9 protein-coding genes and 2 rRNA genes are annotated in these 17016 nt (G+C 55.4%); 10 read left to right on the plus strand and 1 reads right to left on the minus strand.

What is annotated here, in order from left to right:
• Nucleotides 1-30 precede the first annotated feature (30 nt).
• From BN1936_RS06410 to BN1936_RS06420, 3 genes are all read left to right on the plus strand, one after another.
• Nucleotides 31-2913 (plus strand): 23S ribosomal RNA (locus BN1936_RS06410).
• 158 nt (nt 2914-3071) lie between these two features.
• A 5S ribosomal RNA gene (gene rrf / locus BN1936_RS06415) occupies nt 3072-3186 on the plus strand.
• Nucleotides 3187-3452: 266 nt separating this feature from the next.
• Nucleotides 3453-4940, plus strand: coding sequence for an FAD-dependent oxidoreductase (locus BN1936_RS06420; RefSeq protein ID WP_049686980.1), 1488 nt, complete (start codon nt 3453-3455; stop codon nt 4938-4940).
• Nucleotides 4941-5025: 85 nt separating this feature from the next.
• Here BN1936_RS06420 and BN1936_RS06425 read toward each other — a convergent pair whose 3' ends face one another.
• Complete coding sequence (locus BN1936_RS06425; RefSeq protein WP_022444337.1) at nt 5026-5982, minus strand: LysR family transcriptional regulator; 957 nt, start codon at nt 5980-5982, stop codon at nt 5026-5028.
• Nucleotides 5983-6423: 441 nt separating this feature from the next.
• Between BN1936_RS06425 and dcuC the strand changes: the two genes are divergently transcribed.
• From dcuC to BN1936_RS11190, 7 genes are all read left to right on the plus strand, one after another.
• A complete protein-coding gene (dcuC, locus tag BN1936_RS06430; protein WP_232422083.1) occupies nt 6424-7617 on the plus strand; it encodes a C4-dicarboxylate transporter DcuC in 1194 nt (397 codons plus the stop codon).
• Between the two features lie 10 nt (nt 7618-7627).
• Entirely contained in the window at nt 7628-9046 is a 1419-nt protein-coding gene (locus tag BN1936_RS06435) for an amidohydrolase family protein (RefSeq protein ID WP_049686982.1), read from the plus strand.
• Nucleotides 9047-9056: 10 nt separating this feature from the next.
• Nucleotides 9057-11684, plus strand: coding sequence for a porin (locus BN1936_RS11745; RefSeq protein WP_022444339.1), 2628 nt, complete (start codon nt 9057-9059; stop codon nt 11682-11684).
• 30 nt (nt 11685-11714) lie between these two features.
• A complete protein-coding gene (locus BN1936_RS06450; protein ID WP_086936884.1) occupies nt 11715-12947 on the plus strand; it encodes an L-lactate MFS transporter in 1233 nt (410 codons plus the stop codon).
• Between the two features lie 324 nt (nt 12948-13271).
• Nucleotides 13272-14738, plus strand: a complete 1467-nt coding sequence (guaB, locus tag BN1936_RS06455) for an IMP dehydrogenase (protein WP_022443554.1) — start codon at nt 13272-13274, stop codon at nt 14736-14738.
• Nucleotides 14739-14852: 114 nt separating this feature from the next.
• Nucleotides 14853-16418, plus strand: a complete 1566-nt coding sequence (guaA, locus tag BN1936_RS06460) for a glutamine-hydrolyzing GMP synthase (protein WP_022443555.1) — start codon at nt 14853-14855, stop codon at nt 16416-16418.
• Nucleotides 16419-16606: 188 nt separating this feature from the next.
• Nucleotides 16607-16879 (plus strand): type II toxin-antitoxin system HicB family antitoxin, encoded by a 273-nt coding sequence (locus BN1936_RS11190; RefSeq protein ID WP_022443556.1) that lies wholly within the window; start codon nt 16607-16609, stop codon nt 16877-16879.
• The last annotated feature ends 137 nt before the right edge of the window (nt 16880-17016 follow it).

Genomic DNA, 17016 nt, shown 5'->3' on the forward strand with positions numbered 1-17016 from the left:
CGTGCCGGGTAAAAGGCGGCAGGGTTATAGGATCAAGCGACTAAGTGCATGTGGTGGATGCCTTGGCGATCACAGGCGATGAAGGACGCGGCAGTCTGCGAAAAGCCCCGGGGAGCTGACAACGAGCTTTGATCCGGGGGTCTCCGAATGAGGGAACTCCAAGCTTTAGCTTGATCCATGCGTGAATACATAGCGTATGGAGGCGAACGCGGCGAACTGAAACATCTCAGTAGCTGCAGGAAAAGAAATCAACCGAGATTCCGGAAGTAGCGGCGAGCGAAACCGGAACAGCCTGAATTCGATATTGAGAAAAACACTGGAAGAGTCTGGAAAGGCTCGCCATAGTGGGTGATAGCCCCGTACGGGACGTTTATCTCAAGGTACTGAGGATTCGAAAAGTAGGTCGGGGCACGTGAAACCCTGGCTGAACATGGGGGGACCATCCTCCAAGGCTAAATACTCGTGATCGACCGATAGCGTACTAGTACTGTGAAGGAAAGGTTAAAAGAACCCCGGGAGGGGAGTGAAATAGATTCTGAAACCGCATGCATACAAACAGTAGGAGCCCTTCGGGGTGACTGCGTACCTTTTGCATAATGGGTCAGCGACTTATGTTATGTGGCAAGCCTAACCGACTAGGGGAGGCGCAGCGAAAGCGAGTCCGAACAGGGCGATTCAGTCGCATGGCATAGACCCGAAACCAGATGAGCTAACCATGGCCAGGCTGAAGGTGTGGTAACACACACTGGAGGGCCGAACCTACTGGTGTTGCAAAACCAGAGGATGAGCTGTGGTTAGGGGTGAAAGGCTTAACAAATCTGGAGATAGCTGGTTCTCCCCGAAAACTATTGAGGTAGTGCCTTGTATATGAGCTTCTGGGGGTAGAGCACTGTTATAGCTAGGGGGACATGGCGTCTTACCAAACTATGGCAAACTCCGAATACCAGAAAGCTTCGTACAGGAGACAGAGCACCGGGTGCTAACGTCCGGACTCAAAAGGGAATCAACCCAGACCGCCAGCTAAGGTCCCTAATATCAGCTAAGTGGAAAACGAAGTGGAAAGGCTAAAACAGTCAGGAAGTTGGCTTAGAAGCAGCCATCCTTCAAAGAAAGCGTAATAGCTCACTGATCGAGTCCTTCCGCGCGGAAGATGTAACGGGGCTAAGTTGATAACCGAAGCTGCGGATTCATACTTTTAGTGTGAGTGGTAGGGGAGCGTTCTGTAAGCCTGCGAAGGTGGATCGTAAGGTCTGCTGGAGGTATCAGAAGTGCGAATGCTGACATGAGTAACGATAAAGCGGGTGAAAAGCCCGCTCGCCGCAAACCCAAGGTTTCCTGCTCTACGTTAATCGGAGCAGGGTGAGTCGGTTCCTAAGGCCAGGCTGAGAAGCGTAGCTGATGGAAATCAGGTTAATATTCCTGAACCGGCGTTGAATGCGATGGGGTGACGGAGCAGCCAGAGTGGACCGGGTGTTGGATGTCCCGGCTTCCGAGCGATGGGTGCCTGCAGGCAAATCCGCAGGCGTATACCCAGGACGAAGGATCGGGTCTTCTTTTGAAGACGAAGCCACTGGAAGCGCTTCCAGGAAAAACCTCTAAGCTTCAGTTCAACGGCGACCGTACCGTAAACCGACACAGGTGGGTGAGCTGAATATGCTCAGGCGCTTGAGAGAACTCGGGAGAAGGAACTCGGCAAATTGACACCGTAACTTCGGAAGAAGGTGTGCCTTTGTAGCTTGATGGGAGAGAAACCCAAAGGGCGAAGAGGTCTCAGAGAATCGGTGGCTGTAACTGTTTACTAAAAACACAGCGCTCTGCAAAGATGAAAGTCGACGTATAGGGCGTGATGCCTGCCCGGTGCTGGAAGATTAATTGATGGGGTGCAAGCTCCTGATCGAAGTCCCAGTAAACGGCGGCCGTAACTATAACGGTCCTAAGGTAGCGAAATTCCTTGTCGGGCAAGTTCCGACCTGCACGAATGGCATAATAATGGCCACACTGTCTCCTCCCGAGACTCAGTGAAATTGAAATGTTTGTGATGATGCAATCTCCCCGCGGCTAGACGGAAAGACCCCATGAACCTTAACTGTAGCTTTGCATTGGACTTTGAACCGATCTGTGTAGGATAGGCGGGAGGCTTTGAAGAATGGACGCCAGTTCATTCGGAGCCGTCGTTGAAATACCGCCCTGATTTGTTTGAGGTTCTAACCTGGGCCAGTAATCCTGGCTGGGGACCGTGCATGGTGGGCAGTTTGACTGGGGCGGTCTCCTCCTAAAGGGTAACGGAGGAGTGCGAAGGTACGCTAATCACGGTCGGAAATCGTGAGGATACTGCAATGGGAAAAGCGTGCCTGACTGCGAGACAGACAAGTCGAGCAGATGCGAAAGCAGGTCATAGTGATCCGGTGGCTTCTGCATGGAAGGGCCATCGCTCAACGGATAAAAGGTACTCTGGGGATAACAGGCTGATACCGCCCAAGAGTTCATATCGACGGCGGTGTTTGGCACCTCGATGTCGGCTCATCTCATCCTGGGGCTGTAGCCGGTCCCAAGGGTATGGCTGTTCGCCATTTAAAGAGGTACGTGAGCTGGGTTTAAAACGTCGTGAGACAGTTTGGTCCCTATCTACCGCGGGCGCTGGAAGATTGACAGGGGCTGCTCCTAGTACGAGAGGACCGGAGTGGACGCACCTCTGGTGTATCGGTTGTGACGCCAGTCGCATTGCCGAGTAGCTATGTGCGGAAGAGATAACCGCTGAAAGCATCTAAGCGGGAAACTTGCCTGAAGATTAGTCTTCCCGGAGGCTTGACCTCCCTGAAGGGTCGTCCGAGACCAGGACGTTGATAGGCCAGGTGTGGAAGCGCTGTGAGGCGTGAAGCTAACTGGTACTAATTGCCCGTGCGGCTTGATCCTATAACCGTGCTGCTTAGTTAAATGACAGCAAAGGTTTTGAAAGGAAGCTTGCAAAAAGAAAGAAGTGTGTGAATGTGGAAAAGCAAGCCATGTGATTTCATTCCTTCCCAAAGAATTCGCTTCAGAAGTCCTAAAAAACTTTGAAAGCAAAGCCTTTGCCTGACGGCCATAGCAGAGTGGCCCCACCCCTTCCCATTCCGAACAGGACGGTGAAACGCTCTCGCGCCAATGATAGTCGGTTGTATTTCCGGTGAAAGTAGGTCACTGTCAGGCTCCCCCCTTCAAAACCCTCGAAAGTTTTTCTTTCGAGGGTTTTGTTTTATGCGCGACCTTTGAAAGCTTCTTAAAAGCTTAGATTCCGTGTGGGGCTGACGCCCCACACAAATTCCTGTCTTTTCAAATAGTTTCATGACGGTAATCTGACCCTGACGGTCAGAACGGTATTTCCTTGATTTAAAAATCACAGAAACGGGAATAGAATTCGACAATATTGGCATTGTCGTAGTTCAATCCTCATATCTGATTGAAGGAGGTTCGTCATGAATAATCCGTCTCGCCGCCATTTTCTTGAAGGCGCTGCCGCCACAATAGCCGGTGCCGCCGTTCTTTCCTCCGGCACCGCAGAAGCTGCGGCCAAAAAAGGTTCCAAAGGAACAGCTGCCTACGATCTCATCATTGTCGGTGCCGGCTGCGGCGGTCTTGTCTGCGCGGTTCGCGCGGCTCAGATCGGTCTTAAGACTCTGCTGCTCGAAAAGATGATGGATTCCTCTGGCAATACGATTTACGCCGCGGGCTTTATGCTCGGCACGAATACGAAGATGCAGCGGGCCGCGGGAATCTCCGGCGATACGACAGATAAGTTCTATGACGACATGATCAAAGTGTCCAAGGGACATGGCGACCCTGCGCTCACCCGCTACTTTGTCGATCATGCTGATCAGACGCTTGAATGGATGGCTGACTACTGCGGCATCAAATTCAAGACCGGCATGCATTTCATTTTCCCAATGCTTACCCGGTCCCATCTTGTTCAGGGGCCGACCCAGCCTGGCGGTTCCCAGCTGGCGCTCGATCTTCAGAAGAAAGCAAAGAGCCTCGGTGTAAAAATGATGTTCAACACCAAGGTTGTGCAGTTGCTTCAGAATTCGAAGGGGGTTGTTGACGGTGTCCGCGTCAAGACCAAGGATGGTTACAGCGATATCCGTTCCCGCGGCGGTGTGGTTCTTGCCACCGGCGGTTTCTCCGCGAACCAGGCCATGGTGACCCAATACGCGGGGGCTGCGGCCGCACGCATGCCGATTCGCGGTTCCCGCATTATTGCCGGTGAAAACATCAAACTTACGGATCCGCTCTTCGCGAAGTTTGTGAATGTCGATCAGTATCACTGCGGCCCGATTCATGGGCCTACCGGCGCTAATCCTCTGAATATCGTGAATAACGGGATCTGCGTCTCAAAGGATGGAACCGAGCGATTCACGGACGAAGGACAGACCTATGTTCAGATGGCGCGTGACACTGCGGCGAAGACTTCGGATAACTGGGCCTTCATGATCGTTGACGAGGATGTTCATAACCTGAAGGTCCTCGCAAACGACTGGAATTCCTACGCAAAGAACCACGCGCCGGTTTATAAGGCCGATACGATCGAGGCTCTCGCCAAGGAAGCGGGTCTTGATCCGAAGAAGCTGACGAAGATTGTGGATGAATATAACGAGGCCTGCGCGAATAACACCCGCGCGAAACTCGTGCCCCCGAATACGCTGAAGGTTGCCCGCCCCGTGAAAAAGGCTCCGTTCTACGCTGTGCCGTTCCAGGGCGGAATGACCGCCACTTTCGGCGGCCCTCTGGTGAATACGGACGCACAGGTTCTAGATACTGAGAATCAGCCGATTCCGGGGCTTTACGCGATCGGCAACGCGGCCGGCGGCCTCTTCTATGACAATTACGTCGGCGGCGCGCAGCTGACAAACGCAGCGGTCTACGGTTATCACGTCGCTGATTACATCAAGGCTCATCTGAAGAAGTAAAAGTTCGGACTTTCTGAGCCGAACTAAAAAACTCTCGGATTCCTCATAGGAATCTGAGAGTTTTTCGTTGCCATAACAGCAGAGGTCAATGATAGAAATCGGGGAATCGGGCTTTCAGACGATTCATTGACCGTTCCTCGTGATCCGCGAGCCAGTCAACAAAAACCTGAACTCTCCGCTTTTCATACGACTCCTCCCTTGCGAAGACAAAGCAGGGAAGAGGCTTTCTCCTCCAGCCGTCCAGCACGGCGACAAGATTTCCCGCCTCAATATCATCCGCGCAGTGATAGAGGGAAAGATCCGGAACGACACCAGCCCCCAGCATTACTGCGGTCTTGGCCGATATCAGGTTATGAACCACGAGCGTGGATTTCCACTTGATGGTCGCGGTTTTTGCCCCTTTCAGAAGCACCGTTGTTGCGGATCGGGTTGGTGTATTGATCAGGACGCCGGTATGTTTCTGGCAGTCATCTGCCTGATGGGGGAACCCGTGCTTTCTGATATAGGCAGGTGAAGCGCAGGGAATAAAAGGCATTTCCCCGGAATAACGCTGAATCACTCCTGGAATCAGGTTGTCTTCCCCATAGCCGACAGCTACATCGACCAGATTGCCGTCAGAGGTCATAAAACCATCCGGAAGGGGAGCCGAGAGTTCGCTCAGCTCGAACTGGATATCCGGATAAATTTTCTGAAATTCGACCAGCGCCGGTGTGATTTTCGCAGGACCGATGCCCGCGTGGGAGGTGACCCGGATGAGTCCAGAGAGCTTGCTTTTATCGCCTTTCAGTGAGCGGATCATGTCCTCGTGAGTCGCGGTCAGTTTCAGCGCTGCCTGATAGGCCTCATGCCCCAGCTGGGTCAGTTTGACAGGACGTGAAGAGCGAGAGAAAAGCGGAGCTCCCAGTTCTTTTTCAAGCGCATGAATTGCCCGGCTCGCGGTGCTGGGTTCACAGTCCAGCCGCTCGCAGGCGGCATTAAGTCCTTCAGCCCGAACGATTTCACAGAACATCCGCCATGAATTCATGTCGTCCAAACGATTCACATTTCTCTCCGGATCTTTTTATTCGTATTTCTTAAGACGTATTCCATTTTCCCCGGGATAGGTACTCATACAAACCTTAAGGAGTTAGGTAAATCGTATGGGTATTTTCCCGGAATTCTGGAAGAAACTGCAATCTGATGTCCCATTTTTGCAACAGGCATCTTCTCAGATTGGCTGTTTAACAATAGTTTGAGTCCAGATTAGGATCTAAGTCTACGTTAATTATTGCATTTATGCCAATTCTATATTGATGAAATTGTCTTTTCTGAAATCTATCTTCTCCGGATAATCAGACTGTTCAAGAAAAAAATCCCTGCCAGAAGAGACCCCGGGGGGATCCATGAGAGAGATAGGAGAATCAGAATGACCTGGCAGATTTGGTTCGCATGTGCGGCCATTGTTCTTGCGGTGGTAGGACTTGTTAAACGGTATGAAACCCGAATGGTTCTGCTCTTGGCGGGTTTTGCCATGTGTATTGTCGGCGGGGATCCGATGAAGGCCTTTCAGGCGTTCGTCAAGGGGATGACGAATATCACCCTGGTTCCGGCAATCTGCTCGGCTATGGGTTTTGCTGCCGTTGTGACCGCTTCCAAGTGTGACGAACATCTGGTTGCCGCAGTCGCCGCCCCGCTTAAGAAGCTCGGCGGTCTCCTGATTCCGGTTACGACGCTTCTCACCTTCGCCATCAATATCGCCATCATGTCGGCTGCCGGTACGGCCGCAACCGCCGGTGCGACTTTCATCCCTCTCCTTATCCGCGCTGGCATCCGTCCGGCAGCCGCTGCCGCGGCCGTTGGCGGCGGCACGATGGCGGGACTTCTTCTGAACCCTGGCTGCGCGCATGACATTTACGTCGCGAAGATGGCCAACATGGATCTGATGGCTTTCATTGCCTGGGCGGCTCCGTATGTGGTGGGACTGGTTGTCATCGCGACGCTCGTTAACGCCGTCGTTGGAATTTTCGGTTTCCGTGATCACAAACCGAGCGCGGAAGAAATGCAGGGGCTGAACCTGGGCGAAAAGAAAGAATTCAAGGTGAGCTACCTCCGTGCCATCTGCCCGCTCGTTCCGCTCGCGGTCCTCATGGTCGCCGCTATCTGGTTCCCGAAAGCCGGGCTCGACGTTGTGGCCGCCATGCTGATCGGTACGCTGGTGATCGCGCTTGTTACGCTCGCGAATCCGGGTGAGCTTTCCAAGGCTTTCTTCAAAGGCATGGGTTCCGGTTACGCGCAGGTGATCGGCCAGATTGTCGCGGCCGGTGTCTTTACAGCTGGTCTTCAGGTGACCGGTGCGGTCGCGGCCTTCATTGAATTCCTGAAGAGCTCGAACGAGCTCGCCCGCTGGGGCGCTGCTCTTGGCCCGTATCTGATGGCGATTGGCACGGGTTCAGGTGAAGCGGCAATCTGGGCTTTCAACCAGGCTGTGACGCCTCACGCTGTGAGCTTTGGAATGTCGCCTAATTCCCTCGGTCTTCTCGCCATTATGGCGGGTCAGTTCGGCCGTACCGCGAGTCCGCTCGCTGGTTCCATCATCATCGTGGCCGGTATGGCTGCCGCAAACCCGGTCGCGGTCGTGAAGCGCCTTGTTCCTGGTATGACGGTCGGCGTTCTGGTTGCTGCCCTGATACTGGTGTGAGGAAAGAAAAATGTACGACCTCATCATCAGAAATGGTTTTGTGGTGGATCCGGAATCCAGATTCGCCGGGAAGGCGGACGTCGCTGTCGAAAACGGAATGATCGCGGAAGTATCCGAGTCGATCAGCAGCAAAGGTACGGAAGAGCTCGACGCCTCCGGCCTCACGGTGCAGCCAGGCGTCATCGATACACATCTTCACCTTGCCTCTCACCCCTTTGGCATGCGGATGACCGCAGAAAGCGGTGTGACGACCTGCCTCGAAATGGCGGGTCCCGCGCCGAAAGTCTTGAGCTATATGCCGGAAGCGGGTGTTGGGATCAACGTCGCGGTGCTGACCGCCATGATCCCCGGTGACAACCTTTCAGGAAACGATCCGAAGACTGAAGAAATTGACCGCGCGATGACAAAAGCGGTTGAGGACGGCGCGTTCGGCGTGAAGATCCTTGGCGGGCACTTTCCGCTTACTCCTGAAGCCTCAGCTGAAATCATCCGTATTGCCGCGGAGCGGGGAATTTACGCTGCCTGGCACGCGGGAACAACGAAAGCGGGTTCCAACATTACGGGTATGAAAGAGGCGGTCGAGCTGGCGTCTGGCCACCCCTTCCACCTCGCTCATATCAATGCCTATTGCCGGGGACGCGTGAACGGCATTCTCGATGAATGCAAAGAAGCGGAGTCACTCCTGGCTTCCCATCCGGAAATCGTGACTGAGAGCTATCTCTCGGACAGGAATGGATGCCCGCTGAATTTCACCGCGGACGGGAAACCCGCCTCGGAGATTCTGTCTGCGCAGCTCAGGTTCTTCGGTTTTGAACCCACTCGGGATGGAGCTGTCGCTGCGATGAAAGCGGATGTGCTTCGCGCTATTGCCCCGAGAAACGGAACGCTAGTGCTTCTTCCTCCCAAAGAGGGGGTTGAAGCCTTCCTCTCCGGAGAAGCGAAAGACGGTTCGTTCGGAGCTGTGAATCCGATCATCGCGAGGACTTTCTTCGCGACCGCGAAGCGCGCTGACGGCACGTTCCTCGTGGATGGGATCAGCACGGATGGCGGCGTCCTGCCGCGGAACGTCATTGTGCGCGGGGGCTGCGGCCTGATGAAGCTTGGCGGACTCTCGGCGCTCGAGTTTGCCGCGAAAACCTCCCTCATTCCTGCCCGAATGCTGAAGCTTGATAAGAAGGGGAGGCTGTCAGCCGGGGCTGACGCGGATCTCACGCTCTATGACCCTGAGCGGATGACCGCGGTTCACACCTTTGTAAGAGGCGAAACCGTTCTTCGGGATGGCCGGGTGATTGGTCGCGGCGGCACCGTTCTCGTCACTGAGGCAGGTTTGGAAGCCGTTCGCCGGATGGGGCTTCGGACTGAAGTCCTTCCTGGCGGAATACCAACAATAGACAGGACTTTCGGCTCCCTGTCAAAAAACAATCAATAGGAGATCGTTCATGAAAAAGCATTCACTTCTCGCCGCTTCCGTGGCGCTTGCGCTGATCGGCGCGGTCCAGCAGGCATCCGCAGCCAACGTTGAGGTTTTTGGATTCCTGGACCAGGGGGTTACCTACCGGCATGAAGACGGCAACACCGGGATGAAGGGGCCGGTTGGCCAGTCCAAGGCGAACGTCCTTGATAGCGCCGGCTATGTGACGCGTCAGGGTACGAGCCACAGTGTTGAAGAAGGAACGGGAAATGTGAGCACCTGGGGTATCAAGGGCTCTGAAAAACTTTCCGACAATCTTGAAGTGATCTTCCACCTTGAAGACGGGTTCCTCGCGGATGACGGCACGCTTTATATGAATAACGTGCTGTTTGAACGTGAGTCTTCTGTCGGCTTCCGTTCCAAGATCTGGGGCGAACTGAAGGGCGGCCGTATGCCAGCCATGTCAACCGGTTCCGGTACGACCGGGCTGCTGAACAGCCGCGTGAATCCGTTCGGTGCCGGCTGGGGCAATATGACGGGCGGCTGGAAGTTTACCGGTACGCTTGCGTCGGCTCGCTGGAACAACATGATCAACTACAAGACCCCTGTAATGCATGGGGCTCAGCTCCACTTCCAGCATTCGTTCGGCGGTAAGAACGACGCGACAGAGGGGACCTCTGACACAGATCGCTGGACCGCAGTCGGTATCAACTGGACCGGAAACCGCTCGTACGTTGCGGCGGTCGTTGACTGGATCGCTGCCGGCAATTCCGCGAGCCGTCTGACGGATAAGGATACGTGGAAAGCCACCGTGGGCGGGCACTATAAGTTTGACCGTTTCACGCTGTATGGCACAGCCCAGTATCTGAAAAACACGAAGTGGATCGGCGGCTATTCCACGAAGGAATACGCGCCGCTTCAGCACGCGGGTGATCTGACAAAAGGGCTTGACGGCTGGGCTTTCTCGACCGGCGTTGATGTTCCCGCGGCTGGCGGAACGGTCAAGGTTTCCGCCGCCTGGGGTTTCGGCGAAAACAACAACACGTCGAACCAGAACAAGTACGACCGCGTGAATCTCGGCCTCGGCTATATCTATCCGCTTTCCCGCCGTACATCGATCTACGCGGTCGGCGGCTATTTCTGGCAGGACGCCGATTGGCCGCGGATGAATAAAAAGTTATTGTGGAGCAGGGTAAACATGTTGGGTTTCCATGTGGGTAAGGTTCAGGCACCGGATCAATCGATAGTGCATGACACGGAGTATTGGCTGCAGCAGATCAACCGCGCGTCGGTTGTGGCGAATGTTGAGAGCGGGCTGCTTGACCGGGAACTCGCGAGAAAAATCCGCTCCGCATTGGATGAACTCCGACGGGAAGCGGCGGAGCCAGGCGCCCAGCACTGCGATCTTTATATTCAGTTTGAGCCGAAACTTCTGAAGCTCTGCGGCATGGAAGCGAGCCGGCTTCATGCGGGGCGCTCAAGTCAGGATATTCTCGCGACGTCGAACGCCGCGCTGAATCAGGAACGACTGATGATGCTCGCGGGTGAAACAGCCCGGCTCTGCGACGCGCTTCTTGAAACCGCGAAGCGGGAGTCAGACGCGCTTGTTCCGGCTTATACAAATGGCGTTCAGGCGCAGCCGACGCTTTACAGCCACTATCTCCTCGCTCAGGTCTACGTATTCAGCCGCGATATTGAGCGCATGGTGGAATGCGTTCGGCGTCACGATGTCTGCCCGATGGGAAGCTGCGTCTGCAACGGTACCGGCTGGCCGCTCAATTCCGCCCGTATGGCTGAACTGCTTGGGTTTGAACGGACAGCGGATAACGCGTTTGACGCGGGGCAGTGCCGCGGAAATGACCTCCCGCTTGAGGCAAGCCAGATCGCGGCCTCTGTCATGCTTCATATTGATGCGTTTCTTGCGGATTTCATGACGCAGTATTCCCAGACAAAGCCCTGGATTCACAGCGTGGATCCGAATGGCGTCTATCACTCGAGCGCGATGCCTCAGAAACGGAATCCCGGTCTTATCAACGACTGCCGGCGGGATGCGGGTCTCGTGATCGGAGAAGCGCAGGGAGTTCTGATGCGTATGCAGAACCTGACGCTTGGCATGGCGGATGTCCGCGACTCCTGGTCTATGGAGAGTCTGATGACAGACGCGGCTGTGGTTGTGAAAACCTTTGCCGGTATTGTGAAGTCGCTTCGGGTAGATCGGGAAAGAGCACTCGCCGAGCTGAACGCCGAATGGACCTGCACGCAGGAGATCGCCGATACGCTGATGCGGGAGGCCGGGATTGATTTTCGGACAGGGCATGGGTTTGCCTCCCGGTTTGTGACATATGCCCGGGAGAAGGGACTGACGCCAGCCAATGTGAAGTACGAGGATTTCTGCGGTGTCTGGTCTGAATTTGCGGCAGGCAAGGACCTTCCTCAGTCTTTCCCGCTGAGCACCGGGCAGCTGAAACAGGCGGTGAAGCCCCGTCACATTCTTGAAAACCGAAAAACCCCGGGAAGCGCTTCTCCTCTGATGCTTGAGGACCAGATGAAATCCGCGTCCCAGATGGTCAGAGCGATGAAGAGCCGAGTAGACTTTTTCATTCAGAGCCGAAAAGAAGCGGAAAAAACGCTCGAATCGGAATTGCAGGTCCTTTGATAAGCGGTCTGCCTTAAGGAGAGAAAGAGCATGAACGCCGAAATGACGCTGCAGCTCGAAAAACGCCGCTGGTGGATTCTCGCGGTCATAGGATTGATTAACCTCTGCGCGGGATCGATCTACGCCTGGAGTGTGCTGGCGGCCGCGAGCGCCGCGAAGCTCTCATCAGTCCTCGGCACAGCGGTAACGTCGGGTGACCTCGCTATTGCGTTCGGGGTCGCGAATGCGGTGGGACCGATTCCGATGATTCTGGGGGGAGCGATCAATGACCGATTCGGTCCCCGGACCGTCATTGTGGCAGGCGGTTTCCTGATGGGCTTAGGGCTGATCTGCTGCGGTCTCGCGGAATCCGTGGGGACTCTGATTGCGGCGTACGGCGGTCTTTTCGGTCTGGGTCTGGGGCTGACCTATGGGGCCTGCATCACTACCGCTGTCCGTTATTTCCCGGACCGACGCGGGATGGCAGGGGGTATCGTGACGGCGGCCTATGGCATGAGTTCGGTGCTTGTGCCGCCGATTGCTCAGGCTCTGATTGGCACTGTCGGCATTACCGCGACGTTCATTATTCTCGGAACGGTCTGTGGGGTTGCCATCATGGCCGGTGGGTTTGTCTGCAGGCAGTGTCCTCCTGATTTCGTGCCGCACGGCATGGTGAAAAAAGCGAAAGCAGAGGCGAAAGGGCTCACCTGGCGCGAAATGCTGAGGAGCCCGGTCTTTTACCCCATGATCGCGCTGCTTCTCAGCGGGGCCTTCGCGGGGATGATGATTATTTCCCAGGCGGCATCCATCGCGCGCCATGAAATCGGGATGACGGCTGCGGCCGCGGCGGTATCGGTTTCTGTCATTGCGCTTTTCAATATGGCGGGCCGCCTTGTGGCGGGAATTCTTTCTGACCATCTCGGGCGGATCGCGGTGCTTGCCGGAGCGCTCTGCCTGTCGCTCGCCGGGCTCTTTACGCTGATGACCGCGGGGATGGGGGATTTCGCGCAGTACTACCTGGGCTGTGTCCTCGTGGGACTCTCCTTTGGCGCCTTTATGGCTATTTACCCGGGCTTTACAGCTGAAAGGTTTGGTACTGCGCATTCAAGCGTCAACTACGGGATCATGTTCTGCGGCTTCGCTGCCGCAGGATTCGGCGGCCCCGCGCTGATGCGCTGGATGCAGAACACGGGCTTTGCCTTCTCAGACTGCTGTATGGTTGGCGCGGCGTTCTGTCTTTTGGGACTTGTTTTCGCGGCAGTCTGCCGCAGGATGATGAAGTAGGGCACAGAGAGAAGTCAGAATCCAGAGTGCATTTTGGGGCGGCTGCCGATGAAGCCGCCCCACTTTTTTCTGTTGGCCCCCCCGTAAATCAGGCGTTTCCAGTGGAATCATTACTGTCAGTGGGCTTTTCCTACGTCTTTGCGGCGGCGGGAAATCGGTCCCGGAGATTTTGTTTCGCCGGGGCTTGACTTTTTATCAGAATGGTAGCTATAATGCGCCGTTAACCTGTATCCGAGATTCTCGTTGAACAGTTCCCCCGTTCAGCACTCGGACCACGGCAGATGCCTTGCCGGAGGGACTTTTTTTTTTGCTCAGAGGTTAACCATGCGACTCCTTCAGAGAGCACTCACGTTCGATGACGTTCTTCTCGTTCCGGCGTACTCCAATGTGCTTCCCAGACAGACTTCCCTGAAAACCAAGCTGACGCGCGAAATCACGCTCAACATTCCGCTCGTTTCGGCAGCCATGGATACGGTTACTGAATCCCGTCTCGCTATTGCTCTCGCTGAACAGGGTGGCATCGGCATTATTCACAAGAATATGTCCGCTCAGGCCCAGGCAGCTGAAGTTCGCAAGGTGAAGCGTTTCGAAGCCGGTATCGTGAATGATCCGATCACCGTCCGCCCCGATATGACGGTTGCTGACGTGCTTCGTCTCTCCCGTATGCGCCGCATCTCCGGTTTCCCGGTTGTCGCTGAAGACCGCACGGTTCTCGGCATGGTGACGAACCGCGACGTCCGCTTCGAAGACCGCAAGGATGTGCCGGTTTCTGCCGTCATGACTCCCCGCGAACGCCTCGTCGTTGTGAAGAAGGGCGCCTCCCTCGAAGAAGCCAAGGCTCTGATGCACCAGCATCGCCTCGAGCGCGTTCTGGTCGTTGACGATCAGTTCAAGCTCGCCGGCCTGATGACGGTCCGCGATATCGTCAAGGCTGCTGAATTCCCGAACGCCGCTCACGACGCCTCCGACAAGCTCCTCTGCGGCGCTGCTGTTTCCGTCGGTGCCGGCACTGAAGAGCGTATCGAAGCGCTGGTTGAAGCCGGCGTTGACGTCCTCTGCGTTGATACCGCTCACGGCCACTCTCAGGGTGTGCTTGACCGCGTCAACTGGGTTAAGAAGAACTACCCGAATGTTCAGGTGATCGGCGGCAACATTGCTACCGGTGACGCTGCCAAGGCTCTCGTCGACAACGGCGCTGACGCTGTCAAGGTCGGTATCGGCCCGGGCTCCATCTGCACGACGCGTATCGTTGCCGGTGTTGGCGTTCCGCAGGTTACCGCTGTTTCCAATGTGGCTGAAGCTCTCGAAGGCACCGGCGTTCCGCTGATCGCTGACGGCGGCATCCGCTTCTCCGGTGATATCGCCAAGGCTCTCGCTGCCGGCGCTTACTCCGTGATGATGGGCTCCATGTTCGCCGGTACTGATGAAGCTCCGGGCGAAGTGATCCTCTCCCAGGGCCGCACCTTCAAGTCCTACCGCGGCATGGGTTCCCTCGGCGCTATGAGCCACGGCTCCGCTGACCGCTACTTCCAGGACAACAACCAGGGCAACATCTCCAAGTTCGTTCCGGAAGGCATTGAAGGCATGGTTCCCTACAAGGGACCGGTCGGTGCCATCATTTATCAGCTGATGGGCGGTCTGCATTCCTCCATGGGCTACTGCGGCTGCCCGACGATCGACGATATGCGCCACAAGGCCGCGTTCGTTGAGATCACGGCTGCCGGTATGCGCGAATCTCACGTCCATGACGTTCAGATCACGAAGGAAGCTCCGAACTATCACCAGCAGTGATAATTCGATCTGAATTGATGAATTAAAATCAGCGGATACGTTGGAAAGCGGCAGTGCTCCTGCTGGCCAATGTATCCGCTTTGCTTTTCTTCTAACTTGAAAGAGTGTTCCCCCATGAATCATGATCGCATTCTGATTCTCGACTTCGGCAGCCAGGTCACCCAGCTGATCGCCCGCCGTGTCCGAGAAGCGCATGTGTATTGCGAAGTCCATCCGAATGATGTCTCTGAAGACTTCATCCGTGAATTTGCGCCGAAGGGCATTATTCTCTCCGGCTCCTATATGAGCGCCTATGAGGAGTCGAATGATCAGGCGAGCCCCGCGGTGTTCAGCGCCGGTGTTCCGGTTCTCGGCATCTGCTACGGCATGCAGACGATGGCGACTCAGCTCGGCGGCAAGGTTGAGCCGGGCACGAAGCGTGAATTCGGCTACGCTGAGGTCCGTGCCCATAACCACACGAAGCTGCTGGAAGGCATCGAAGACTTCAAGGGCCCGAATGGTGAAGGTTTCCTGAAGGTCTGGATGAGCCACGGTGACCGTGTTTCCGAGCTTCCCCCGGGCTTTGTCGTGATGGCGTCCACTCCCTCCTGCCCGATCGCGGCAATGGCGGACGAAAACCGTCACTTCTACGGCGTTCAGTTCCACCCGGAAGTGACCCACACGGAAAAGGGCCGCGAGATTCTGCAGCGCTTTGTGCTCGGTATCTGCAACTGCAATCCGGACTGGGAAATGGGTAACTTCGCGAACGAAGCGATTGAAAGCATCCGTGCCCAGGTGGGTTCCGATGAAGTGATTCTCGGCCTTTCGGGCGGTGTGGATTCTTCCGTTACTGCGGTTCTGATTCACAAGGCTATCGGTAAGCAGCTCACCTGCGTGTTTGTTGACAACGGTCTTCTCCGACTGAATGAGCGCCAGCAGGTTCAGGAAATGTTTGAGAAGAACCTCGGCATGAAGCTTGTCGTGGTGAACGCGGAAGAGCGCTTCCTGAACGCCCTGAAGGGGGTTGCGGATCCTGAACAGAAGCGCAAGATCATCGGCCGTGAATTCGTTGCCTGCTTCCAGGAAGAGGCGAAGAAGCTTACCGGCGCGAAGTGGCTTGCCCAGGGCACGATTTATCCTGACGTGATTGAATCCGCCGCCGCGAAGACGAAGAAAGCGAAGGTGATCAAGTCTCACCACAACGTCGGAGGCCTGCCTCCCGATATGCACCTGAAGCTGCTTGAGCCGCTCCGCGGACTCTTCAAGGATGAAGTGCGTGAACTCGGTATCAAGCTGGGCCTGCCCCGCGAGATGGTGTTCCGTCATCCGTTCCCCGGCCCGGGCCTTGGTGTCCGAATCCTTGGCGAAGTGAAGAAGGAATACGCGGATCTGCTACGCGCGGCTGACGCGATCTTCATTGAAGAACTGCATAACGCCGGCTGGTACGACAAGGTTTCCCAGGCCTTCACGGTTTTCCTCCCGGTGCGCTCTGTGGGCGTCATGGGCGACGGCCGTACTTACGACTGGGTGGTGTCGCTGCGCTGCGTCGAAACGACGGACTTCATGACGGCCAAGTGGTCTCACCTGCCGTATGAGCTTCTCGGCAAGGTCTCCAACCGCATTATCAATGAAGTGAAGGGCATCAACCGTGTCTGCTATGACGTCTCCGGAAAACCGCCGGCGACGATTGAGTGGGAATAATCCCGCTCAAAACGCTGATCTGAATTGAGAAGCGAAAGCCTGAGGAATGACAGATTTCCCCAGGCTTTTTATTTACTGAAATGACGGAACTGAGTGCTCGGACGTTTCGGCGCTGCAAGAAGTTCACTGAAAAAAGAAATCTGTTGAATCCTCTTCGGAAAATAAAACAGAAACTGAGAAATAAAACGATGACTGAAATTTATCAATATCCAGCAAAAGCCACCCCAAATGGGGAAGGAGGCTTTATCGGCTCATTCCGGGATGTGCCGGAGGCTTTGACTGAGGCCGAAAGCATTGAAGAACTGAAAGAGATGGCGCTAGACGCGCTGGTCACTTCGATCGACTTTTATGAAGAAGACGGAAAAGAATTTCCGGCACCTTCAGCGCCGCAGCCCGGTGAGTTGATGATTGAGCTGCCGCCGGAAGCCGTTCAGAGGATCAAAGCGCTTAAAGCTCGATAAACTGAGGCGCATTGGATTAAAACCGCTGCCAGGGGTTAAGGTGCGACTATACGCCGCGCCCTTGCCGCGGTTTTTTGCGCGTAAATCAGAAGGGGTTTTGTGGGGTATCCGTCATGCGGATTCCTATTCATAAAATG

The sequence above is a fragment of the Dakarella massiliensis genome (assembly GCF_001182045.1).
Classification (GTDB): domain Bacteria; phylum Pseudomonadota; class Gammaproteobacteria; order Burkholderiales; family Burkholderiaceae_F; genus Mesosutterella; species Mesosutterella massiliensis.

Coding starts and splice junctions, on each gene's coding strand:
- BN1936_RS06420 (WP_049686980.1), top strand. CDS start 3,453: ATGAATAATCCGTCTCGCCGCCATTTTCTTGAAGGCGCTGCCGCCACA.
- dcuC (WP_232422083.1), top strand. CDS start 6,424: ATGGTTCTGCTCTTGGCGGGTTTTGCCATGTGTATTGTCGGCGGGGAT.
- BN1936_RS06435 (WP_049686982.1), top strand. CDS start 7,628: ATGTACGACCTCATCATCAGAAATGGTTTTGTGGTGGATCCGGAATCC.
- BN1936_RS11745 (WP_022444339.1), top strand. CDS start 9,057: ATGAAAAAGCATTCACTTCTCGCCGCTTCCGTGGCGCTTGCGCTGATC.
- BN1936_RS06450 (WP_086936884.1), top strand. CDS start 11,715: ATGAACGCCGAAATGACGCTGCAGCTCGAAAAACGCCGCTGGTGGATT.
- guaB (WP_022443554.1), top strand. CDS start 13,272: ATGCGACTCCTTCAGAGAGCACTCACGTTCGATGACGTTCTTCTCGTT.
- guaA (WP_022443555.1), top strand. CDS start 14,853: ATGAATCATGATCGCATTCTGATTCTCGACTTCGGCAGCCAGGTCACC.
- BN1936_RS11190 (WP_022443556.1), top strand. CDS start 16,607: ATGACTGAAATTTATCAATATCCAGCAAAAGCCACCCCAAATGGGGAA.